Source organism: Kitasatospora sp. NPDC041917 (genome assembly GCF_055589745.1).
Window position 1 is genome coordinate 187,051 of record NZ_JBVJBI010000005.1, and the last position, 21,148, is coordinate 208,198.

Sequence of the window (21,148 nt, forward strand, 5' to 3'; positions counted from 1 at the left end):
CGGGCCGGGCGGAGCGGAAAGCGGGTTGCCGTCGGTCGGGGGATCATGTGAGCATTGCTAATGCGACATGAGTCGCAATAGTGCTTCGGGAGGGGTCGCATGGAACTGTTCGAGGTGGCCGAGGCGGGAGCCGGGCCGTACGGGGTCGCCGTGGGGCCCGACGGGGGCGTCTGGTTCACGCTGGTGCACAGCGGGGAGATCGGGCGGCTCGCCCCGGACGGGACGGTGCGGCGCCACGGCCTCGGGGCGCCCGGGTGCGGGCCCGCGGTGATCACGGCGGGGCCGGACGGGGCGCTCTGGTTCAGCCGGATGCGGGACCACCGGATCGGGCGGATCGACGTCCACGGGCGGGCCGGCTCGTTCGAGCTGCCGGGCGAGGACCCCGGCCCGTACGGGATCGCCGCAGGACCGGACGGGGCGCTCTGGTTCACCGAGCTGAACGCGAACCGGGTCGGGCGGATCACCGTGGACGGCGAGGTGACGCGGTACCCGCTGCCGGTCGACGGGGCCTTCCCGTCGCTGATCACGGCCGGGCCGGACGGGGCACTGTGGTGCACGCTCAACCAGGCGGACGCGGTGGCGAGGGTCGGCACCGACGGCGCGGTGACCGTCCACCGGCTGCCCACCGAGGGCACCGCGCCGGTCGGGATCACCGCCGGGGCGGACGGCGCGCTCTGGTACGTCGGGATCGGCGGCGGGCTGGTCGGGCGGATCACCGTGGACGGGAAGGTGACCGAGCATCCGCTGGCCGACCGCTCGGCCAGGCCGCACGCCGTCGCGGCCGCACCGGACGGGGCGCTCTGGTTCACCGAGTGGGGCGCCGGCCGGATCGGGGTGCTCACCCCGGACGGGCGGCTCGACGGCCACCCCGTCCCGGGCGCGGGCGCCGAGTCGCACGGCATCGCCGTCGCCCCGGACGGCACGGTGTACGCGGCGCTGGAGCGCGGGCAGATCGCCCGGCTGACCCCGGCCCGGGACGCCCGGGACGCCCTGGGTGCCCGGGGCGCTCAGGGCTGACGGCGCAGCAGCTCCTCCAGGTCGGCGAGCAGGCCGAGGGCGGCGGCGCGGTCGGGGGCCGGCGCCGGGGCGGGGGAACGCTCGGCGATCACCCGCAGGGCGGCGGCGGCCTGGCGCGCGAACATCGCCAGCAGGTCCAGCTCGGGCAGGCTGGCGCGGGCCTGCGGGGCCGGGTCCAGCACCTCCAGGACGCCGAGCACCTGGCTGCCGTGGGTGAGCGGCGCGGCCATCAGGGCGGTCGGGACGTACGCGGTGGACTCGGCGAAGTCCCGGTCGAAGGTGCGGTTGGCGCCCAGGTCGTCCACCACCATCGGCTCGCCCGAGGCGGCCACCCAGCCGGCGATCCCCCGGCCGGCCGGGAAGCGGCGGCCCACCAGCGACTCCTCGCCGCGCCCGGAGACGGCCTGGAAGACCAGCTCCCCGGCCGCCTCGTCGAGCAGGCACACCGAGCCCGCCTGGGCGCCGAAGATCGCCCGGGCGACGTCCACCACGGACTGGAGCAGCTCGCGGGCCAGCGGGTCGACGGCGGGGTCAGTGCTGAGGGTCATCGGGCGCCTCCGGGGTGGGGGTGGAAGGGACCTGGACGTTGGCCGCGGTGAGGTAGAGCGCGCTCTTCAGCTGGAAGGTGGTCAGCCTCGGCCGCCGGGACAGGATGCGGGCGCAGAGCCCGGCCACGTACGGGGTCGCGAAGCTGTTGCCGGTGGTGCGGATGGTGACGCCGCCGAGCCAGGGCACCCGGACGTTCTGGCCGGGCGCGAAGAACTCCACCGGCGGGGCCGGGTTGTACAGGTGCAGCCGCGGGTCGTCCTCCTGGTGGCTGCCCACCGAGATGACCGAGGAGAACCGCCACGGGTAGCTCTCCACCGGCGTGTTGTGGGCGGAGGCGACGATCGCGGTGCGGGCGAAGAAGGCGTCGTCGGCGATCGCGTGCAGCTCGTCCAGGAAGCGGGTCCGGGTGGTGGAGAGGCTGAGGTTGATCACGTCGAAGCGCTGCCCGACGGCCCAGCGCAGCCCGGCGATCAGCATGTCGCCGGTGCCGGTGAAGCGCTCGCCGAGGACCCGCACGCTGTAGAGCTCGCAGTCCGGGGCGGTGCGGCGGATGATGCCGGCGCAGGCGGTGCCGTGCCCGCAGGTGTCGCCGGCGGAGTCCGGGCGGACGACCAGCTCCCTGGTGGCCGGGTCCCTGGCCACCGCCCAGGAGCCCTGCACCGGCCCGACCAGCGGGTGGTCGGGCTCGATCCCGGAGTCGACCACGCAGACCCGTACGCCCTTGCCGGTGCCCCCGCCCCCGCCGGTGCCCCCGCCGCACTCCTCGCCGTCGGGGGCGACGGCGTCGGCGAGCACCGGCAGGTCGGCGGGGGTGCGGTCGCGCAGGCTCCAGGTGAGGCCGGCCGGGCCGCTCACCGGGTGCCCCCGAGCCGCTCGGCGCGCCGCACGCCCGGCAGGTGGCCCTTGGCGGCGAACCGGTCCCGGGCCGTGGCGGCGGCCACCGCGGCCTCGGCGGGGCGGTCGAGCAGCAGCAGGGCGTGCGCCCGGTCGAGCGCGGTCAGCGCCTGCAACAGCAGCGACTCGGTGGCCTCCGCGGCGGCCAGGGCGGCGGCGGTCAGGTCCAGGGCCGGCGCGGCCTCGCCCCGGGTGGCGGCGAGCCGGCCGCGCAGCGCGTCCAGTTCGATCGCGAGCACCGGCGGCAACGTGGCGAGGGCGTCCGCGCCGTCCAGGTGCCGGGCGGCCTGGGCCGGGCGGTCGGTGTCCAGCAGGACCCGCGCGGTGGTCAGGGCGAGGCGCGGCAGCGGGGCGGGGCTGCCCTGGTGACGGGCGATCTCGGCGGCGTCGGCGAGCAGGTCCAGCGCCTGGCCGCTCTGGCCGAGGGCGGCCGCCGCCTGGGCGGTCAGCGCGGGCAGCGCCACCATCGCCTCGGCCAGCGACAGCTCCCCGGCCAGGCTGTTGGCCTCGGCGAGCAGCAGCTCGGCCTCCTCGGGGCGCTCGCGCAGGGCCAGCAGGACGGCCAGCGGGCCGTTCAGCGCGACCCGCACGGTCCGCCGGCCGGTGCCGTGCTCGCCGAGCAGGGCGCGCAGCCGGAAGGTCGCGTTGGGGACGGGCTCGGGGCCGGCCAGCAGGGAGGCGGCCAGTGCGGCCAGCACGGCGGCCCGGTCCAGCTCGGCGTCGGTGCGGCAGACCCGGTCGAGGGCCTGGTCCAGCAGCCGCTCGGCCTCGGTGTGCCGGCCGGCCAGCAGCTGCTCCTCGGCCAGCCGCAGCCCGGCCCGGGCCCGGCCGAGGTCGTCCCCGGTGTCGGTGAACAGCGGCAGGACGGCGCGGGCGGTCGCGGCGGGCTGGTCCGGGCCGGGCGGCAGGCCGCGGGCGGCCAGCGCGAGCCGGGCGTGCGCGGCGTCCAGCGGGTCGGCGGCCGCGTCCCGCACCTGGGCGAGGACGGGCAGCGCCTCCTCGGCGCGGCCGAGCGCCAGCCGGGCCTCGCCGAGGCGGCGCAGCGTGGGGCCCGCGGCGCGCTCGCCCGGGTAGTGCAGCCGGACGGCGCGCTCCAGCAGGTCGGTGGCGGCGGGCAGGTCGGCGCGGGCCAGGGCGCCGGCCCCGGCGGCGCCGAGGGCGGTGGCCGCGCGGGTGCGCAGCACGTCGGTGCGGGTGTCCAGCAGGCCGAGTTCGAGCCGGTAGCGGTGGGCGCGTTCCAGGTGGCCGCCGACGGCGGCGTCCCCGGTGGAGCGGACGGCCGGCAGGTCGGCGGCGCGCTCGTGGCGTTCGGCGCGGGCCCGCTTGGACATCGACTGGTAGACGGACTCCTGGACCAGGCCGCTGCTGAACCGGTAGCCGGTGCCGGCCGGTTCGACCAGCCGCAGCTCGGCCAGCCGGGCCAGCGCGGCGCGCAGCCGCGGCGGGGTGTCGTCGCCCCCGGCGGACGGGCCGGCCGGCAGCCCGTCGATCGGGCCGGTGAAGACGTCGTCCTCCGGGTCGGCGAAGGCGTCCTGATCGCTGCCGCCGTGGGCGAGTTCGGCGAGTTCGGTGGCGGTGAAGGCGCGGCCGAGGACGGCGGCGAGGTCGAGGGTGGCGCGATCGTCGCGCTCCAGCCCGTCGATCCGGGCGCTGAGCAGGGCCCGTCCGGTGGGCGGCAGTTCGTCGGTCAGGACGGGACCCTCGGTTTCGGTGAGGGCGGCCAGCAGCTCCTCCAGGTGCAGCGGGTTGCCCTCGGCGCGCTCCAGCAGCCGGGTGGGAACCGCGTCCTGGTGGGCGCTCAGTTCGGTCAACTGCGCGGCCAGCAGGGCGGATTCGTCCCAGGAAAGGCCGCCGACCGGCAGTGCCGGCAGCTCCGGGCGGGCGGCCGGGAGCTCGGGGCGGGTCAGGCAGAGCAGCAGCACGGGGGCCGCGCCGAGCTCGGCCGTCAGCCACCCGGCGGCGTCCACCAGCGCCGGGCCGGCCCACTGGCAGTCGTCCAGGACCAGGACGGCCGGGCGCTCGACGGTGCGGCCCCGCAGGATCGCGGCCAGCAGCTCCAGCGAGCGGCGGGTGTCGAGGCCCGGCGCCGTCGCCTCGTCCAGCCGGGCCAGCGCCTCGGCCGGAGCGGCGCCCCCGGGCTCGTCCAGCAGGGTCCGGACCGCCTCGGCGATCGGCGCCAGCGTGCCCTGCTCGCCGAAGCTGCGGCAGCGGGCGGTGCCGCAGCGCGCGGTGCGCCGGCCGACCCGCTCGCGCCACTCGCGCACCAGCCGGGTCTTGCCGATGCCGGCCTCGCCGGCGACCAGCAGCAGCTCGGCCCCCGAGCCGCCCGCCACCCGTGCCAACGCGGCGTCCAGCTGCGCCAGTTCGCGCTCCCGGCCGACCAGCGGGACGTCGAAGCGGCGCAGCAGCTCCGGGTCGTCCTCGTCCAGGGCGACCAGGCGGTAGGCGGTGACCGGCTCGGCCTTGCCCTTGAGGTGCAGCGGGCCGACCTCGTCCACCTGGGCGGCCGGACCGGCCGCGCGCAGCGTCTGCGGGCCGATCAGCACCTGGCCGGGGGCGGCCCGGGTCTGCAGCCGGGCGGCGATGTTCACGGTCTCGCCGGAGATCAGCGCCTGGCGCGCCGAGGCGTCCGAACCCGCCACCACCTGGCCGGTGTTGACACCGATCCGGACGTCCAGGCGGACCCCGAGGGTGGCGTCCAGCTCGGTGTTGAGGTCCTCCAGGTCCTCCAGCATGGCGAGGGCGGCGGCCAGCGCCCGGTGGGCGTCGTCCTCGCGGATCACCGGGACGCCGAAGACGGCCATCACGGCGTCCCCGATGAACTTCTCCAGGGTGCCGCCGTGCGCCTCGATCCGGCGGTGCATCCGCTCGAAGTAGCGCAGGATCACCTCGCGCAGGGTCTCCGGATCGAGCGCGCCGGACAGGGCGGTGGAGTCGACCAGGTCGCAGAAGACCACCGTGACCAGCTTGCGCTCCTCGGCGGCCAGGTCGAGGGCGGCGCCCCGGGCGGCGCCGCAGGAGGGGCAGAACTGGTCGTTGGTGCCGACGGGCTGGGCGCAGAGTGGGCAGGGCATGGTGGCCGTCCTTCGGTCGTCCTTCGCTGTGCGGGGCGTGCGCGGCGGAGCGGAGCGGGAGTGCACGGGCGTTCCCGGCCAGGGTCGCGGGCGCGGCTTCGGGCCCGGTTCGGGAACGCCTGGCGAGCGGTATGGCCGCAGGCGGGGCGGGGTGCGGGGGGCCTGCCGGCAGGGCCCGGTGCAGCCCGCGCGGCCCGGCGCGGCCGCGCCGACCTGCGGACATACCGGATCCCAACCGGCCCCGAAGCCGGGCGCAGCCGGTCCCGCCCAGCATGGTGGGCGACGGCGGGCGGCCGCCCGCCGTCGCCGTCACCACCCCCCATGCGGAAGGGAGTTCGACCATGGCCGAGAACATGGAGCAGCAGAACGTCGGCGAGAGCGGCGAGGAGGGCCCGGAGGTCGAGGCGCACGTGGCCAACATCCTGGACCTCCAGTCGATGAAGGTCCTGAGCGAGGCCTCCGACGGCAACTGCTTCAGCCTGATCAGCTACGTCGCCGGCGCCGAGACCTCCGCCTGACCGGAGTCCGCACGCCGGGCCGGGCACGGGGGCGGACGCACCGCCGCCCCCGGCCGCCGGCCGCCGAAGGCCTCCGGGTCGGTCCCGCCGGGACGGGACCGACCCGGCCCGATCCGCACCCCCGCGGGTGCCCCCGCCCGACGACCACGGAGGACGGCCATGGAGCCCACCCCGCTCGCCCACAACCGGGACTTCCGGCTGCTCTGGGCCGGCGGCCTGCTGGCCTCGCTCGGCTCCCAACTCGCCTCGATCGCCCTGCCGTTGCTGGTCCTGCGGGAGACCGGATCGGCCGCCCGGGCGGGCGCCGTCGGCACCGTCTCGGTCGGCGCGCTGCTGCTCACCATGCTGCCCGGCGGGGTGCTCGCCGACCGGATCGAGCGGCGCCGGCTGATGCGGATCTGCGACGTCCTCGGTCTGTTCGCGGTCGGCGCCCTGGTCGTCGCCGTGCTGCGCGGGCACACCCCGCTGCCGCTGGTCCTGCTGGTCGCCGCCGCCGGGGCGCTGATCACCGGCGTCTACGGGCCCGCCGCGGGCGGGCTGCTGCGCGCGGTGGTGCCCACCGGGCAGGCCCGCGAGGCCTCCTCCCGGATGCAGGCGCGCGGCGCGGCCGCCCGGCTGATCGGACCACTCGGCGGCGGGGCGCTGTTCGCCTGGCACCCGGTGCTGCCGTTCCTCGCCGAGGGCGTCGGACTGCTGCTGTCCACCGTCTGCGTGGCGCTGATGCGGACCCGCTCGCTGCCCGCCGCGACGAACGGGCCGGTGCTCGGCCGGGCCGAGCTGACCGCCGGACTGGCCTTCATCTGGCACCGGCCCTATCTGCGCACCCTGCTGCTGATCTTCGGCCTCGGGATGAACTTCGCGTTCAGCGCGCTGATGTTCGCCACCCTGGCCGTCGCCTCCGACGGCGGCCGCTCCGGCGTCGGAGGCGGCACGGTCGTCTCCTGCACCGCGGCCGGCGCCCTGGCCGGCGCGCTGCTGGCTCCCCGGCTCGGTGCCCGGGTCCGGGACGGCAGCCTGGTCGCGCTCGCCTGCTGGGCCTGCGCGCTCACCGCCGGGGTCCTGGTGCTCACCCGGGTGCCGCTGCTGATCGGACTGCTCTGCGCGGCCTGCATGTGCCTGTCCACCGTCGCCAGCATCGGCTTCGTCTCCGGCATGCTGATCGCGGCGCCGCCCGACCGGATCGGCCGGGTGCAGAGCGCGGCCGCCTTCCTGTCCACCCTGGTCCAGCCGTTCGGCCCGCTGGCCGCCGGCACCCTGCTCGGCTCGCTCGGCGGCACCCGGACCTTCGCCCTGCTGGCCCTCGCCATCGCGCTCTGCGCGGCCGTGGTCACCTGGGCGCCGCCGGTCCGGCGCGGACCGCAGCCGCGCCCGGCCGTCTGAACACCGCCCGCTCCCGGAAGACTTCGGAACAGGAGGCCCCATGGCCGGCGCCCACGAGACCCAGCTGTACTGCCTCGCCGATCCGATGTACTACGACACCCCCGGGCGGCTGCGGGACGGGGCGAACCGCTACCCGCTGGGCCTCGGCGAGCCGCCCGCGGGCTGGCGGCGGGAGCAGCGCGGGCTGTGGACGGTGCTGCGGCCCGAGGTCCCGTCGGCCGACTCCCGGCTGCCGGAGCAGGGCTGGAAGCTGCACGTGTCGGCGGTGCGGGAGGGCGCCGAGCGGACGCTGGAGGCCGTCGCCCGGATCTGCCTCGACCGCCGGGTCGCGTTCAAGTTCCTGCGCGGCCCGGCGGCGCTGGCGGTGGCGAACGGCAAGTTCGCGGGGCGTGGCAGCAGCGGCAAGTTCATCACCGTCTACCCGGCCACGGAGGGCGAGTTCCTCACCCTGGCCGAGGAGTTGGCGCGGGCGCTGGACGGCTTCCCCGGGCCGTACGTGCTCACCGACCTGCGGATCGGCGACGCCCCGGTGTTCGCGCGCTACGGGGCCTTCGTCGAGCTGTGGTGCCAGGACGCGGCCGGGCGGGTCGTCCCGGCCCTGCGCGACCCGTCCGGCGCGCTCGTGCCCGACCCTCGCGAGCCGGCGTTCCGGCTGCCCGGGTGGGTCGAGCCGCCGGCCGCGCTGCGCCCGCACCTGGCCGCCCGGGCGGCGGCCCGCGGGCGCCTGCCGTACCGGATCGTCGAGGTGCTCCGGTTCTCCAACGCCGGCGGGATCTACCTCGCCGAGCGGCACGGCACGGGGGAGCGGGTGGTGCTTCGCGAGGCCCGCCCGCACACCGGGCTGGACGGCGCCGGGGCGGACGCCCTGACCCGGCTGCGGCGCGAACAGTGGGCGCTGGAGCGGCTGGCCGGGCTGGCGTGCGTGCCGCGGCTGCACGAGGTGCGCACGGTGTGGGAGCACACCTTCCTGGTGCAGGAGCACGTCGAGGGCGTCCAGTTGTTCACCGAGGCGATCCGGCGCTACCCGCTGGTGCACCAGAACTGCACACCGGAGCAGCGCGCCCGGTACGCGCGGTGGGTGGGCGGGGTGGTGGCGGGGCTGGAGCAGGCGCTCGCCGCCCTGCACGGGCGGGGCGTGCGGTTCGGGGACCTCCACCCGTCCAACGTGGTGCTCCGGCCGGACGGGTCGGTGGTGCTGGTGGACTTCGAGTACGCGGCCGGGCTGGACGACCGGCGGGTGCCGGTGGCCGGCGCGGCCGGACAGCACGTCCCGCCCGGACTGACCGGCGCCGAGGCCGACCGCTGGCTGCTCTGGGCCACCTGGCTGATGCTGCTGATGCCGGTGCTGGAACTGGCCGACCTCGACCCGGGCAAGCTCCCGGCGCTGGAGCGGCGGGCGCGCGAGTGGTTCGGACTCGGGGAGGAGGAGGGGCCGGTGCGCCCTGGAGCGGTGGCCCTGGTGGAGTCGGCGAGCGAGCGGCGCGGGCGGGAGCTGCTGGCCGGGCCCTCGCTGGACCCGGTGCGCCGGGAGCTGGTCGCGGGCCTGCACGCGGGCGCCACCCCGGACCGGCCGGACCGGCTCTTCCCCGGGGACGTGGCCGGGTTCGCCGACGGCGGTACGGGCGTGTCGCACGGCGCGGCGGGGGTGCTGTACGCGCTGCACCGCGCCGGCGCCGACTGGCCGCAGGAGTACGCGGACTGGCTGGTCGCCGCGGTGCGCCGGCGGGCTGACCGCCCCGGCACCGGCGGACTGTACGACGGGCCGCTCGGCACCGCGCTGGTGCTGGCCCGGATCGGCCGGACGGAGGAGGCGGAGGAGCTGCTCGGGCGCGCCCGCACCGCCCGCCCGGCCCGGGAGGCGGGCCTGTTCGGCGGCCGGGCCGGCGCGGCGCTCGCCCGGCTGCGGCTGGCGCGGGCGCTGGACCGCCCCCGGGAGCTGGCCCACGCGCTCGACGACGCACGGGAGTTGGCCGCGGTGCTGCGCGGCGAGCCGGTGCCCGGGCTGGACGGGCCGGCGGCCGCCGGGCTGCTGTACGGGCTGGCGGGGATCGCTCTGCTCCAGCTGCGGCTGTACCGGCGGACCGGCGAGCGGTGGCTGCTCGACTCCGGGCGGACCGCGCTGGAACGGGCCGTGGCCGGGTGCGTCCGGGTGCCCGACGGGTCGGTGCAGGTACTGGAGGCCGGGCGCCGGCTGGCCTACCTGGACCGGGGCAGCAGCGGGATCGCGCTGGTGGTGCGGGAGTTCCTGGAGCACGCGGAGCTGCCGGGCGGGGAGGCCTTCCTGGCGGACGTGCGCAAGGTCTGCGCGCCCGGGTTCATCCGGGAGCCGGGCCTGTTCCGCGGGCGGGTCGGGCTGACGCTGGCGCTGGACCGGCTGGGCGGGGCGCCCGCGCGGGAGGCCGTGCTCGGGCAGGTGCGCAAGCTCCAGTGGCACCTGGTGGCCCGGCCGGAGGGGCTGCTGGTGCCGGGGATGAGGCTGCGGCGCTTCTCGGCCGATCTGCACACGGGCGCGGCGGGGGTGCTGCTGGCGCTGAGCGGGCTGGAGGAGGGGCCCGGGGAGCGGCGGGCGGACGTGCTGGACCTGCTGACCCTGGGGTGAGCGAACCGCGGTCAGGTCAGTGCCGGCGCCCGTACGGCCGTCAGGTCAGTGCCGGCGCCCGTACGGCCTCCACCGCGCGTTCGCGGGCGTGGAGATGGGTGAGCCGCGGCAGGGCGTACAGGGCGGCGTGGGCGGTGACCTCGCCGGTGGGGGAGGTCACCGCCCCGGTGTCGGTGAGCGCCTCCAGGGTGCGCAGGGTGAGCCGCTCGGGCCGGCCGAGGGCGGCGGCGGCCTCGGGGAGGGTGAAGAGCAGGGCGAGCGGCAGGGCGGCGAGCCGGGCCAGGGCGAGCCGTCCCCGGTCGGTGAGGTCGCGCCAGCCGGAGTCCAGCCGGGCGCGGACGGTGACGTCCCCGGCGACCAGTTCGTCCAGGGCGCCCGCCGGGTCCTCCAGCCGGGCCGCGTACTCGGCGAGCGGGAGATGGCGCAGCACGGCCAGCCGGGTGCCCGCGACCCGGACGGCGAGCGGCAGCAGCCCGCAGGCGGCCACGATCCGGGCGGCGGCGGCGCGGTCGGCGCCGGTCCGGCCGGTGCCGACGATCCGGCCGAGCAGGTCCAGGGCCTCGGTGGGGGCGAGCGGCGGGACGGCGACGCGGCGCACCGAGGCGAGGCCGGCCAGCTGGCTGCGGGAGGTGACCAGCACGGCGCTCGGGCCGAAGCCCGGCAGCAGCTCGCGGACCACGGCCTCGCCCGGGGCGTCGTCCAGGATCAGCAGCAGCCGGCGCCCGGCGAGCGAGGCGCGCCAGAGGGCGGCGGCCCGGGCCGTGTCGCCGGGGCCGGGTTCGGGGGCGTGGTCGGGGTCTTGGGCGGGGGCGAGCCGAACGGTCCCGACGGGTGCGACGGGTGCGGCGCCCGGGCGGCCGGTGAGGACGGCGAGTTCGGCGAGCACCTCGGGCAGCGGGCGGGCGGTGCCGTCCTGGGCGCGCAGCCGGACCAGCACCCGGCCGTCCGGGAAGCGGTCGGCGAGCAGGTGGCCGGCGTGTACGGCGAGCGCGGTCTTGCCGCAGCCGGCCGGGCCGGAGAGCACCGCGACGCGCCCGCCGCCCTCACCCAACTCGTCGACGAGACAGCGTAGTTCGTCGGTTCTTCCGGTGAAGTCGGCGGTGTCGGCGGGCAGCAGCGCGGCGCCGTTCGGCCCGGCGCCGCGCTCCGGGCGGGCGGCGGTGGGCAGGGAGCGGCCGCGGGCGAGCAGCTCCCGGTAGCGGGCGGTCAGCGCGGGGCTCGGCTCCAGCCCCAACTCCCGGGCGAGCAGCTGGCGGTGGGTGTCGTAGACGGCGAGCGCCTCGGCCTGGCGGCCGGACAGGTGCAGGGCGTTCATCCGGGCGGCCTGGAGGCGCTCGCGCAGCGGGTGGCGCTCGGCGAGCTCGGCGAGGTCCTCGGCGACGGCCCCGGGGTTGCCGAGCTCCAACTCGGTCTCCGCCCAGTCCTCGTGGACGCCCAGGCAGCGGGCCTCCAGCCGGTCCGCCTCCGCCTCGACGGCCGGCGAGCGGCGCAGGTCGGCGAGCGGCGGGCCCTGCCAGAGGTCGAGGGCCTGGCGCAGCAGCCGGGCGGCGGGGGCGAGCGCTCCGCCGTCGGCGGCGGCCCGGCCGGCCCGGGCCAGGGCGCGGAACCGCAGCAGGTCCAACTCGGGCTCGGCGACCCGCAGCAGGTAGCCGGCGGCCGAGTGCACCAGCCGGTCGGGCCCGTCCCCGCGGCCGAGCAGGGTGCGCAGGGTGCAGATGTAGACCTGGAGGTTCTTCCGGGCGGTGCGCGGCGGCTCCTCGGGCCACACCGCGTCGGTGAGCAGGTCGACCGGGACGGCGGTGTTGGCGCGGCTCAGCAGGACGGCCAGCACCAGCCGCTGCTTCAGCGGCCCGAGGGCCAGCGGGCGGCCGTCGGCCTCCCCGGTGAGCGGGCCGAGGACGGCGAAGCGCAGCCGGGCGGGGGTGGCGGGCTGGGCCAGGGGCATCGGCGTACCTCCGGGGCGTGGGCGTTCGCGTGGGCTTGGGCGTTCGCGGCAACGGTGTGGCAGGTGGCGGGGCGGCCGTGGTGCGGGTGCGGGTGCGGGTGCGGGTGCGGGTGCGGGTGCGGCGGTGCGGCGGTGCGGTGTGGGCGCAGGCTACTTGACGGCCGATCGGCGCTGAAGGCCGCGGATTCGGCCGGGTCCGCTCCCCCCGGGCTCATGGCCGGGGCCCCGCGGCGGGGGGTCGACGCTGGGGTCCGTACGGCTGCGCGGTCGCCGTTCCGGCAGGTCGGCCGGGGTGGCGGGGCCCGGTCGGGCCGGGTGGACGGGCGGCCCGCGGGGCGCCGCCGGGCGGGCGTACGGGGCGGTGGGGAAGGGCGCGTTCCGGCGGTTCTCGACCGGGGCTCCGCGCCGCGGTGAGCGCGGCGCGAGCGGGCGGCGATCCGGGCACGCGGCCACCCGACGGCCGGTCAGGAGGCGCCGGACGCCCGGCCGGGAGGCGCCGGTCGGCCGGCCGGGAGGTCCCGGGTGCGCGGTCGGGAGGTCCCGGTCGGGTCCCGGGAACTCGGGCCCAGCGGCCCCGGGCGGGCGGGCCGAAGGGCCCTGGGGTGCGGAGGGCGCCTGTTCGGATCATGGAGCGCCATCCATTCGCACGACGTTCCGAAGGAGTGCGTCCTTGAGCGCCACCCAGGCACAGGGCGACCCCACCTCACCGCCGACGGCCCTCCCAGCAGGGACGGCCAGGGCCAGGAGGCCCGGTTCGGCCCTGGTCAGACTGCTGACCACCACCGACCACAAGACGATCGGCACCATGTACCTGGTGTCGTCGTTCGCGTTCTTCCTGATCGGCGGCATCCTCGCCCTGGTCATGCGCGCCGAACTCGCCCGGCCCGGAACGCAGATCCTCTCCAACGAGCAGTTCAACCAGGCCTTCACCATGCACGGCTCGGTGATGCTGCTGCTGTTCGCCATGCCGCTGTTCACCGGCTTCGCCAACTGGATCATGCCGCTCCAGATCGGCGCGCCGGACGTCGCCTTCCCGCGCCTGAACATGCTGTCCTACTGGCTGTTCATGTTCGGCTCACTGATCGCCGCGGCCGGCTTCGCGACCCCGCAGGGCGCCGCCGACTTCGGCTGGTTCCTCTACGCGCCGCTGTCCGACGCGATCCACTCGCCCGGCGTCGGCGCCGACATGTGGATCATGGGCGTGACGCTGTCCGGCTTCGGCAGCATCTTCGGCGCCGTCAACTTCATCACCACCATCATCTGCATGCGCGCTCCGGGCATGACCATGTTCCGGATGTCCATCTTCTGCTGGAACGTGCTGCTCACCTCGGTGCTGGTGCTGCTGGTCTTCCCGGTGTTGGCCGCCGCGCTGCTGGCGCTGGAGTGCGACCGCAAGTTCGGCTCCCACGTCTTCGACCCGGCCAACGGCGGGGCGATGCTCTGGCAACACCTGTTCTGGTTCTTCGGGCATCCCGAGGTGTACATCCTGGCGCTGCCGTTCTTCGGGATCGTCTCCGAGGTCATCCCGGTGTTCAGCCGCAAGCCGATGTTCGGCTACTCCGGCCTGATCGCCGCGACGGTGGCCATCGCGGGCCTGTCGGTGACGGTGTGGGCGCACCACATGTACGTCACCGGGCAGGTGTTGCTGCCGTTCTTCTCGTTCATGACCTTCCTGATCGCCGTCCCGACCGGGGTGAAGTTCTTCAACTGGGTCGGCACCATGTGGCGGGGCTCGCTGAGCTTCGAGACCCCGATGCTCTGGACGGTCGGCTTCCTGGTCACCTTCCTGTTCGGCGGCCTGACCGGCGTGCTGCTCGCGGCCCCGCCGATCGACTTCCACGTCTCCGACTCGTACTTCGTGGTCGCCCACTTCCACTACACGCTGTTCGGCACCGTGGTCTACGCGATGTTCGCCGGCTTCCACTTCTGGTGGCCGAAGATGACCGGCAAGAAGCTCGACGAGCGGCTCGGCCGGATCACCTTCTGGACCCTGACGGTCGGCTTCCACGCGACCTTCCTGGTCCAGCACTGGCTGGGCGCCGAGGGCATGCCGCGCCGGTACGCGGACTACCTGGACTCGGACGGCTTCACCACCCTGAACACCTTCTCCACCATCGGCTCGTTCCTGCTCGGCCTGTCGATCCTGCCGTTCCTCTACAACATCTGGAAGACCGCCAAGTACGGCGAGAAGGTCACCGAGGACGACCCGTGGGGCTGGGGCCGCTCGCTGGAGTGGGCCACCTCCTGCCCGCCGCCGCGGCACAACTTCGTCAAGCTGCCGCGGATCCGCTCCGAATCCCCGGCCTTCGACCTCCACCACCCGGACATCGCGGCCATGGACGTCCTGGCGCACAGCGGGAAGCCCGCCACGCACCTGGGCGACGTGGAGCCGACGAAGTACGACCGGCCGCTGAGCCGGGCGGACCGGGCGGCCGCCGCCGTCGCGGTCAAGGCCCCGCCCTCCGAGGCCGCCGCGTCCACCGATTCACCCTCCTCGGGCGGCTGAGCCCGCCCCTCGTACGCCGTCCCCGCCCGCGTCGCTGCCCCCGGGCGGGCGGGGACGGCCCACTTCTCCCCTTCTCCCCTCCCCTTCGTGACCAGGAAGGCCGGGTCGTGAACCACACCGTTCTCGCCATCGGCACCGCCGCCCTCACCGCGAGCGGCTGTGTCTGGTACCTGCCCGCCATCGCCGACCTCCAGGCCGGCGCCGACCGGCCCCGCTCCACCCGTACGGCCGCCGCGGCCTGCGTGCTGTGGTGGGCCGGGCTCGCGCTCGCGGGCGGGCTGCTGCTCGTCGTGCCGGACTGGCGGCCCGCCGCACAGATCGCGCTCGCCGGACTGGTCGGCGGCACGGCGCTGCGGATGCGGGCCCTGTGGGACCGCCGCCGGGAGGTGAAGGAGACCGCGGCCCGCTGGGCCGCCCTGGACGTAGGGCCCGCCCCGCGCTCCCACCGGCCGCCGGCCCTGGCCCTGGCCGGGTGGCTGGTGGTCGGTGCGGCCGTCGCCTCGCTCGGGGCGGTCGCCATCCTGGTGTCCGGCGGCGGCGAGGTCGTGCCCCGGGTGGTGCTCGCGGCGGTCAGCGGCGCGGGCATCGCGCTCGCCTTCCTGCTGATGGGGCTCGGGAACGTACGGCGGCAGGGGCGCTGAGAACGCTTCCGCCGGCGCGCCTCCCGAGCGGCCCGGCGGACCGGAGGAGACCCGCGGGACCGGCCCCGGCCCGGCCTGGGCCGTGCGGCCCGGCCGGAATGGGGCCGTTGGGCCCTGGGTCCGCGGCCGGGTCCGGGGGATGATGCCCTGGGCCCCGCTGGGAGTGTGCGGGGGTGCGACGAAGGTGGAGCCGCGTGATGGCGACCAAGACGGAGGGTGCCGGGGCCCCGGCACCGGTCCGGGTGTTCCTGCTGGACGACCACGAGGTGGTGCGCCGCGGCGTGCACGACCTGCTGGACTGCGAGCCGGACCTGGAGGTGGTCGGGGAGGCGGCGACGGCCGAGCAGGCGCTCGTCCGGGTGCCCGCGCTGCGGCCCGACGTGGCCGTGCTGGACGTCCGGCTGGGCGACGGTGACGGCGTCTCGGTCTGCCGTGAGCTGCGCTCGCGGATGCCCGGGCTGGCCTGCCTGATGCTGACCTCCTTCGACGACGAGGAGGCGCTGCTGGACGCCGTGATGGCGGGCGCCGCCGGGTACGTGCTCAAGCAGATCAGCGGGACCGACCTGGTCGCCGCCGTCCGCACCGTCGCCTCCGGCCGCTCGATGCTCGACCCCGGCGCCGCGACCCGCCTCCTGAACCGCCTGCGCAGCGACGCCGAACCCGCCCAGCCGGTCACCACCGGACCGGGCCTGACCGCGCGCGAGCAGGAGGTCCTCGAACTCATCGGCGAGGGCCTGACCAACCGGCAGATCGGCGAGCGGCTCTACCTCGCCGAGAAGACCGTCAAGAACCACGTGTCGCGGCTGCTCGCCAAGCTCGGCGTCGAGCGGCGGGTGCAGGCCGCCCTGATCGCCACCGAGCTGCGCCAGGCCTCCGCGGCCGCGCAGCCCTCCGTGCTGCGCACCGGCCGGGGCTGAGCCCGGCCGTTCGGCACCGTCTGTGCCCGTTCGGTGCGGTGCAGTGCCGTTCGGGGCCGAACGGTCCGTCGGCCCCGGGCCTGGGACCCGGGGCCGACGGCCCGCCGGGCGGGGCTCTCGCCGGGCCCGGCCGGGACCATCGGCCCTCGCGGCCCGGCCCGGGCCCGGGCGAGCATCGCTCGCATGAACCGCGACCACGTCCCGTCCCCCCGGCCCGTCCCGTACGACCCGCCCGGTCCGTTCGACCGGCCCGTCCCGGCCGTCGCGTACGACGGCCCCGCTCCGTTCGAGCGGCCCGTTCCGTCCGGCCGCCCTGTTCCGCAGGACCGGCCCGACCTGCCGGAACTGCGCGAACTCGACCGGAAGCGGTCGCTGGAGCTGCTGGCCCGGGCCGACGTCGGCCGGGTGGTCTACACGGTCGACGCCCTCCCGGCCGTCCTGCCGGTGCCGTTCCGGCTGGCCCCCGGCGGTGTGCTGCTCTCGGCACCGGCCGGCTCCGAACTGGCCCGGGCGGTGGACGGCGCGGTGATCGCCTTCGAGGCCGACGAGGTGGACGGCCGGGACGGCTCCGGCTGGTTCGTCACCGTCCTCGGCCGCGCGCAGGTCCGCCCGGCGGCCAGGACGGCCGATCCGGGCGGCACGGTCCGCATCCGCATCCGCCCGGAACTGGTCATCGGCCGGTGCCTGGCCTGAGCCGGCGGCCCCGAGGCGTCCTCACGGCCCCAGCAACGCCAGGGCGGTGCGCAGGAGTTCGGCGTCCGCCGCGGCGTCCGCGGTGCCGGCCAGGCCGGAGCGGAAGAGCGAGGCGCCCTCGATCAGCATGACGAACACCTGGGCGCGGGCGTGCCGTTCCTCCTCCGTCAGGGCCGGTTGGCGTTCGGCGAGGAAGCAGGCGACCAGCTCCCGGTAGCGGTCGTAGAAGGCCCGGACGGTGGCGGCCACCGAGGGGTCGCGGGCGGCCAGTGCCCACAGCTCGGCGAACAGGCGGACCAGGCGCACGTCCTGCTGCTCGGCGAGCAGTTCGCGGAGCAGGGCGTCCTCGTCGCGGCCCGGGTCGAGCAGCGGTGCGAGCCGTTCCACCGAGCGGGCGAGGACGCGCTCCAGCACGGCGGCCACCAGCTCGGCGTGGGTCGGGAAGTAGTGCTGGAGGTGGCCGAGGCGGACGCCCGCGGCGGCGGCCACCGCTCGCATGGACAGTTCGGTGCCGCCCGCGGTGACGAGCAACTCCTCCGCGGTGTCCAGCAGTTGCTCCCGCCGCTGGGCGCCCTTGCCGCTCAGGCCCCGGACGCTGCTCATGCCGCCGCCGCCGTGCCGCGCCGCCCGTCGGCCCCGGTGGCCGTGACGGTGACGGTGACGCCCAGGGCCGCCAGGTCCTCCAGGACCTGCCCGGGGCGCGGGGTCTGCTCGGGGAAGGCCACCCCGGCGGGCGGCGGGGCGCCGTCCGTGCCGAGCACCCGGCGCAGCGCCAGCAGGGCGCCGACGGCGGTGAGCCGGGCCTGGCCGCCCCGGTCCTCGACGGTGGCGGTGAGGGCGCGTCCGGCGGAGGCGACGTCGGTGCGCAGCAGGGCGGTGCCGCCCTCGCCGGGGGAGTGGAGCAGGGCGCGGCGGGCCGGCTCCCAGCGGTCGCCGCGGCCCCAGCGGAAGAAGCCGGCGTGCCGGGCCGCGAGCAGGGCGGTGGTGGAGGAGCGGGAGCTGAAGCCGATCCGGGTGGCGGCGGTGGTGGCGCCCAGGGTGAGCGGGAGGGTGAACTGCTCGGGGGTGTCGATCCCGGCGACCAGGGTCGGGGTGTCGCCGATGCGGACGGTCCGCGGGCGGCTGAGCGGGGTGACGGAGCGGCGCCGGCCGTCCTGGATCACCTCGTAGTCGAGTCCCAGGCGGTCCATGAACTCCACCGAGTCGGCGCCGGCCCGGTCCGCGAGGTCCCAGCGGATGGCGGTCTCGATCCGCTCGGCCCGGCCCAGCCGGTCCGCCAGGGCGGCGGCGACCAGGCTGGTCACCCCGCCCATCCAGGCCGAGGAGAGCAGCACCGGGGCGGTCGGGCGCAGCAGGGCGGCGAGCGTGGCCGCGCGCTGGAGCCGGGCGGTCCAGCGGGTGACGTCCACGTACGGGACGCCCGCGCGGACGGCGGCCCGCAGCACCCGGTCGTCCGGGTCGTTGACCACCCCGACCACGGCCCGTACGGCGGCGGTGAACGGCTCGGGGTCGGCGAGGTCCCAGCGGCGGACGGTGGTGTCGTCCAGTTCGGCGGCGAGGGCGGCGCCGCGCTGCTCGGAACGGCCGGTGAGCAGCAACGGCCAGGTGGGGGAGGCGAGTCGGGCGAGTTCGGCGCCGACGGTGCCGTAGCCGCCGACCAGCAGGACGGGGCCGTCGGGGTTGTGGCTGAGGCGGTCCGAGGGGAAGGTGGGGTGCGGGGGGAGTTCTGAGACGGATGTGGGGCTCATGGAGACAAATATAGGTCGCCCGACCTAAAATTTTCGTCATGACGTACTCCGATTCCCCCGAACAGACCTTTGACCTGCGTTCCTTCGACAGCGGCCACGGCCGCCTCGCCTACCTCGACGCCGGTACGGGCGAACCCCTGGTGCTGCTGCACGGCGGCCTGCTGGACCGCCGGAGCTGGGCCGACCAACTCCCGGCCCTGCTGCCCGAATACCGGGTGATCGCCCCGGACACCCGCGGCCACGGCGCCTCCGACAACGCCGGCCGGCCCTTCCGCCCCGCCGACGACCTGGCGGACCTGCTGCGCCACCTCGGCCTGGGCCCGGTGACCGTGATCGGGCTCTCCATGGGCGGGACGATCGCCCTCGACCTCGCCCTCGAACACCCCGAACTGGTCCGCGCGCTGGTGATCAGCGGCAACGGCACCAGCGAATCCGAGTTCACCGACCCGTGGCTCGGCGAACTCGCCGCCCACCAGACCGCCGCGCTCGCCGAGGGCGACGCCGAGGCCTGGCTCGACTCCTTCACCAGCCTCGCCTCCGGGCCGCACCGCCGCCTGGACGAGGTCGACCCGGAGGTGGTGCGCCGGCTCAAGGAGATGACCCGGAGCACCGTCGCCAAGCACACCCCCGACGAGCCCCAGTACCTGGTGCCGGTGACCGACACCTGGAAGCGGCTCACCGGGATCACCGTCCCGCTGCTGGCGATCAACGGCGGCATCGACTCCGTGGACCACATCAACCTGGCCGAACGGGTCGTGCGCACCGTCGTCGAAGGCCGCGCGGTGATCGTCGAGGGCACCGGGCACTACCCCAACATGGAACGGCCGGAGGAGTTCAACAGCCACCTCCTCGGCTTCCTGCGCACCCTGCGCGGCTGACGGCTGACGGCTGACGGCTGACGGCTGACGGCTGACGGCTGACGGGAGGCGGGTGGCGGGAGGGCCTCAGGACCCGATCGGGGCCTCCCAGACCAGCCGGGTGCCGCCGCCCTCGGCCGGGTCGACGGTGAAGGAGCCGCCGACCCGGTCGGCGCGCTCGGCCAGGTTGCGCAGCCCGCTGCGCCGCCCGCCCTCGGGCACGCCGACGCCGTCGTCCGTCACGCTCAGCGCCACCCGCCCGGCCAGGGCACGCAGCGTCACCTCGACCCGGGATGCCTTGGCGTGCCGGGCGGCGTTGCTGAGCGCCTCGGCGAGGACCGCGACCACGTGCCCGGCCAGCTCCTGCGGCACGTCGGTGTCCAGCAGGCCCTCCATGCTCAGCCGGGGCGGGAAGCCGAGCGGACCCTGGGCGTCGGTGACCACCCGGGTGGCGCGGGCGCGCAGGCCGCGGTCCGGCTCGCTGTGGGCGCGCAGACCGAAGATGGTCGAGCGAATGATCTTGATGGTCTCGTCCAGGTCGGCCACCGCCCGGGCCACCCGGTCCGCCGCGGCCTGGCTCTCGATCAGCCGGCCCGCGCTCTGCAGCGTCATCCCGGTCGCGAACAGCCGCTGGATCGCCAGGTCGTGCAGGTCCCGGGCGATCCGGTCGCGGTCCTCCAGCAGGTTCAACTGCTCGGCGTCACGCCGCCGTTCGGCCAGCTCCAGGGCCAGCGCCGCCTGGTCGGCGAAGCCCAGCAGCGGACCGGTCTCCTCCGGCCCGAACGCCGGCCGACCCTGCGCCCGGGCCAGCAGCAGCACGCCGCGCCCGTACCCGGCACCCGTACCCAGCGGGACCGCCACCGCCGCGCCCAGCCCGTCGAAGCGGCCCGCCGGACCGGCCGGGAAACGGGTGTCGCAGGCCAGCTCGTCACTGGTGGCCGGCGAGCCGGAGGCGTACGCGGCGCCCGACAGCGTGCCGTCCACCGGCACCGTCACCCCCAGCCGCGCGGACGGCGTGCCACCCAGCGCGACCTCCACCGTCAACTCCTCGGCCCGCTCCTCCGGACCGGCCAGCGCCACCGAGACGTCCGCCAGCTCGGCGCCCGAGATCTCCCGCGCCCGACGGGCGATCAGCTCGACCACCTCCAGCCGCGGCGCCCCCGACAGCAGACTGCGGGTGATCTCGGTGCTCGCCCGCAGCCAGCGCTGACGCAGCTGCGCCTCCTCGTACAGCCGGGCGTTGTCGATCGCCACACCGGCCGCGACCGCCAGGGTGGAGATCACCGCCTCGTCGTCCTCGTCGAAGTCCAGCCCGCCGCGCTTGTCCGTCAGGTAGAGGTTGCCGAACACCTCGCCGTGCACCCGCACCGGCACCCCCAGGAAGGTGTGCATCGGCGGATGGTTCGACGGGAAGCCCGCCGAGGCCGGGTGGTCGGACAGCACCGGGCAGCGCAGCGGCCGCGGCTCGCGGATCAGCTCGCCCAGGATGCCCCGGCCCGACGGCGGCGGGCCGATCTCGGCGATCTCCTCCTCCGTCAGGCCCACCGTCAGGAACTGCGACAGCGTGTGCCCGTCCGGCCCGATCACCCCGAGCGCCCCGTACCGGGCGTCCACCAGATCGGCGGCGGCCTCCACGATCCGGTGCAGCGCCTGCGCCAGATCCAGCTCCCGCCCGACCGCCAGCACCGCCTCCAACAGGCTGTGCACCCGGTTCTGGGTGCCGCGCGCCGCGTCGATCCGCCACTGGAGCTCCTCCAGCAGCTCGTCCAGGCGCAGCCGTGGCATCCGCGCGCCGCCACCCGCCGCGCTG

General features: G+C 76.5%; 15 protein-coding genes and 1 pseudogene. 9 read left to right on the top strand and 7 right to left on the bottom strand.

The features are described 5' to 3' along the window. Nucleotides 1-99: 99 nt before the first annotated feature. Nucleotides 100-1,017 carry a Vgb family protein gene (locus ACZ6EM_RS08210; RefSeq protein WP_465772037.1) on the top strand — a complete coding sequence of 306 codons (918 nt, stop codon included), beginning with the start codon at nt 100-102 and terminating at the stop codon, nt 1,015-1,017. Here ACZ6EM_RS08210 and ACZ6EM_RS08215 read toward each other — a convergent pair. From ACZ6EM_RS08215 to ACZ6EM_RS08225, 3 genes are read right to left on the bottom strand one after another with little or no spacing between them, the layout of a single operon-like run. Continuing rightward, nucleotides 1,008-1,565, bottom strand: coding sequence for a GAF domain-containing protein (locus ACZ6EM_RS08215; protein WP_465772038.1), 558 nt, complete (start codon nt 1,563-1,565; stop codon nt 1,008-1,010). The genes ACZ6EM_RS08210 and ACZ6EM_RS08215 overlap by 10 nt on opposite strands. After that, entirely contained in the window at nt 1,549-2,421 is an 873-nt protein-coding gene (locus ACZ6EM_RS08220) for a S8 family peptidase (protein WP_465772039.1), read from the bottom strand. The genes ACZ6EM_RS08215 and ACZ6EM_RS08220 overlap by 17 nt, the downstream gene beginning before the upstream one ends. Then, nucleotides 2,418-5,534 (bottom strand): adenylate/guanylate cyclase domain-containing protein, encoded by a 3,117-nt coding sequence (locus tag ACZ6EM_RS08225; RefSeq protein WP_465772040.1) that lies wholly within the window; start codon nt 5,532-5,534, stop codon nt 2,418-2,420. The genes ACZ6EM_RS08220 and ACZ6EM_RS08225 overlap by 4 nt, the downstream gene beginning before the upstream one ends. Before the next feature lie 341 nt (nt 5,535-5,875). On the opposite strand from ACZ6EM_RS08225, the gene ACZ6EM_RS08230 reads away from it, so the two are divergent. From ACZ6EM_RS08230 to lanKC, 3 genes are all read left to right on the top strand, one after another. Beyond that, nucleotides 5,876-6,052 (top strand): hypothetical protein, encoded by a 177-nt coding sequence (locus ACZ6EM_RS08230; RefSeq protein WP_380636940.1) that lies wholly within the window; start codon nt 5,876-5,878, stop codon nt 6,050-6,052. Nucleotides 6,053-6,211: 159 nt separating this feature from the next. Then, nucleotides 6,212-7,432, top strand: a complete 1,221-nt coding sequence (locus ACZ6EM_RS08235) for an MFS transporter (RefSeq protein ID WP_465772041.1) — start codon at nt 6,212-6,214, stop codon at nt 7,430-7,432. 40 nt (nt 7,433-7,472) lie between these two features. Beyond that, nucleotides 7,473-10,031 (top strand): class III lanthionine synthetase LanKC, encoded by a 2,559-nt coding sequence (gene lanKC / locus ACZ6EM_RS08240; RefSeq protein WP_465772042.1) that lies wholly within the window; start codon nt 7,473-7,475, stop codon nt 10,029-10,031. 40 nt (nt 10,032-10,071) lie between these two features. Here lanKC and ACZ6EM_RS08245 read toward each other — a convergent pair whose 3' ends face one another. After that, on the bottom strand, nt 10,072-11,976 hold the full coding sequence (locus ACZ6EM_RS08245) for an AfsR/SARP family transcriptional regulator (protein ID WP_465772043.1): 1,905 nt from the start codon (nt 11,974-11,976) through the stop codon (nt 10,072-10,074). 670 nt (nt 11,977-12,646) lie between these two features. On the opposite strand from ACZ6EM_RS08245, the pseudogene ctaD reads away from it, so the two are divergent. From ctaD to ACZ6EM_RS08265, 4 genes and pseudogenes are all read left to right on the top strand, one after another. Beyond that, nucleotides 12,647-14,317: pseudogene (gene ctaD / locus ACZ6EM_RS08250) on the top strand (aa3-type cytochrome oxidase subunit I); the annotation flags it as partial. A gap of 272 nt (nt 14,318-14,589) precedes the next feature. Beyond that, nucleotides 14,590-15,123, top strand: coding sequence for a hypothetical protein (locus ACZ6EM_RS08255; protein WP_452180845.1), 534 nt, complete (start codon nt 14,590-14,592; stop codon nt 15,121-15,123). Between the two features lie 197 nt (nt 15,124-15,320). After that, entirely contained in the window at nt 15,321-16,040 is a 720-nt protein-coding gene (locus ACZ6EM_RS08260; RefSeq protein ID WP_359900914.1) for a response regulator transcription factor, read from the top strand. 336 nt (nt 16,041-16,376) lie between these two features. Next, entirely contained in the window at nt 16,377-16,733 is a 357-nt protein-coding gene (locus tag ACZ6EM_RS08265; RefSeq protein WP_359901048.1) for a pyridoxamine 5'-phosphate oxidase family protein, read from the top strand. A 21-nt stretch (nt 16,734-16,754) separates the two neighbouring features. On the opposite strand, the gene ACZ6EM_RS08270 is transcribed toward ACZ6EM_RS08265, so the two are convergent. Then, entirely contained in the window at nt 16,755-17,336 is a 582-nt protein-coding gene (locus ACZ6EM_RS08270; protein WP_401053874.1) for a TetR/AcrR family transcriptional regulator, read from the bottom strand. Continuing rightward, the gene (locus ACZ6EM_RS08275; protein ID WP_465772044.1) at nt 17,333-18,481 is read right to left on the bottom strand and encodes a saccharopine dehydrogenase family protein; all 1,149 of its coding nucleotides are present in this window, start codon (nt 18,479-18,481) and stop codon (nt 17,333-17,335) included. The genes ACZ6EM_RS08270 and ACZ6EM_RS08275 overlap by 4 nt, the downstream gene beginning before the upstream one ends. 38 nt (nt 18,482-18,519) lie before the next feature. Here ACZ6EM_RS08275 and ACZ6EM_RS08280 point away from each other — a divergent pair, with 38 nt between their 5' ends. Further along, nucleotides 18,520-19,359, top strand: a complete 840-nt coding sequence (locus tag ACZ6EM_RS08280; RefSeq protein WP_465772045.1) for an alpha/beta fold hydrolase — start codon at nt 18,520-18,522, stop codon at nt 19,357-19,359. 66 nt (nt 19,360-19,425) lie between these two features. On the opposite strand, the gene ACZ6EM_RS08285 is transcribed toward ACZ6EM_RS08280, so the two are convergent. Next, complete coding sequence (locus tag ACZ6EM_RS08285) at nt 19,426-21,123, bottom strand: sensor histidine kinase (RefSeq protein ID WP_401054870.1); 1,698 nt, start codon at nt 21,121-21,123, stop codon at nt 19,426-19,428. Nucleotides 21,124-21,148: the final 25 nt, after the last annotated feature.

Coding starts and splice junctions, on each gene's coding strand:
- ACZ6EM_RS08270 (WP_401053874.1), bottom strand. CDS start 17,336: ATGAGCAGCGTCCGGGGCCTGAGCGGCAAGGGCGCCCAGCGGCGGGAG.
- ACZ6EM_RS08260 (WP_359900914.1), top strand. CDS start 15,321: ATGGCGACCAAGACGGAGGGTGCCGGGGCCCCGGCACCGGTCCGGGTG.
- ACZ6EM_RS08225 (WP_465772040.1), bottom strand. CDS start 5,534: ATGCCCTGCCCACTCTGCGCCCAGCCCGTCGGCACCAACGACCAGTTC.
- ACZ6EM_RS08285 (WP_401054870.1), bottom strand. CDS start 21,123: ATGCCACGGCTGCGCCTGGACGAGCTGCTGGAGGAGCTCCAGTGGCGG.
- ACZ6EM_RS08230 (WP_380636940.1), top strand. CDS start 5,876: ATGGCCGAGAACATGGAGCAGCAGAACGTCGGCGAGAGCGGCGAGGAG.
- ACZ6EM_RS08275 (WP_465772044.1), bottom strand. CDS start 18,481: ATGAGCCCCACATCCGTCTCAGAACTCCCCCCGCACCCCACCTTCCCC.
- ACZ6EM_RS08215 (WP_465772038.1), bottom strand. CDS start 1,565: ATGACCCTCAGCACTGACCCCGCCGTCGACCCGCTGGCCCGCGAGCTG.
- lanKC (WP_465772042.1), top strand. CDS start 7,473: ATGGCCGGCGCCCACGAGACCCAGCTGTACTGCCTCGCCGATCCGATG.
- ACZ6EM_RS08245 (WP_465772043.1), bottom strand. CDS start 11,976: ATGCCCCTGGCCCAGCCCGCCACCCCCGCCCGGCTGCGCTTCGCCGTC.
- ACZ6EM_RS08210 (WP_465772037.1), top strand. CDS start 100: ATGGAACTGTTCGAGGTGGCCGAGGCGGGAGCCGGGCCGTACGGGGTC.
- ACZ6EM_RS08280 (WP_465772045.1), top strand. CDS start 18,520: ATGACGTACTCCGATTCCCCCGAACAGACCTTTGACCTGCGTTCCTTC.
- ACZ6EM_RS08235 (WP_465772041.1), top strand. CDS start 6,212: ATGGAGCCCACCCCGCTCGCCCACAACCGGGACTTCCGGCTGCTCTGG.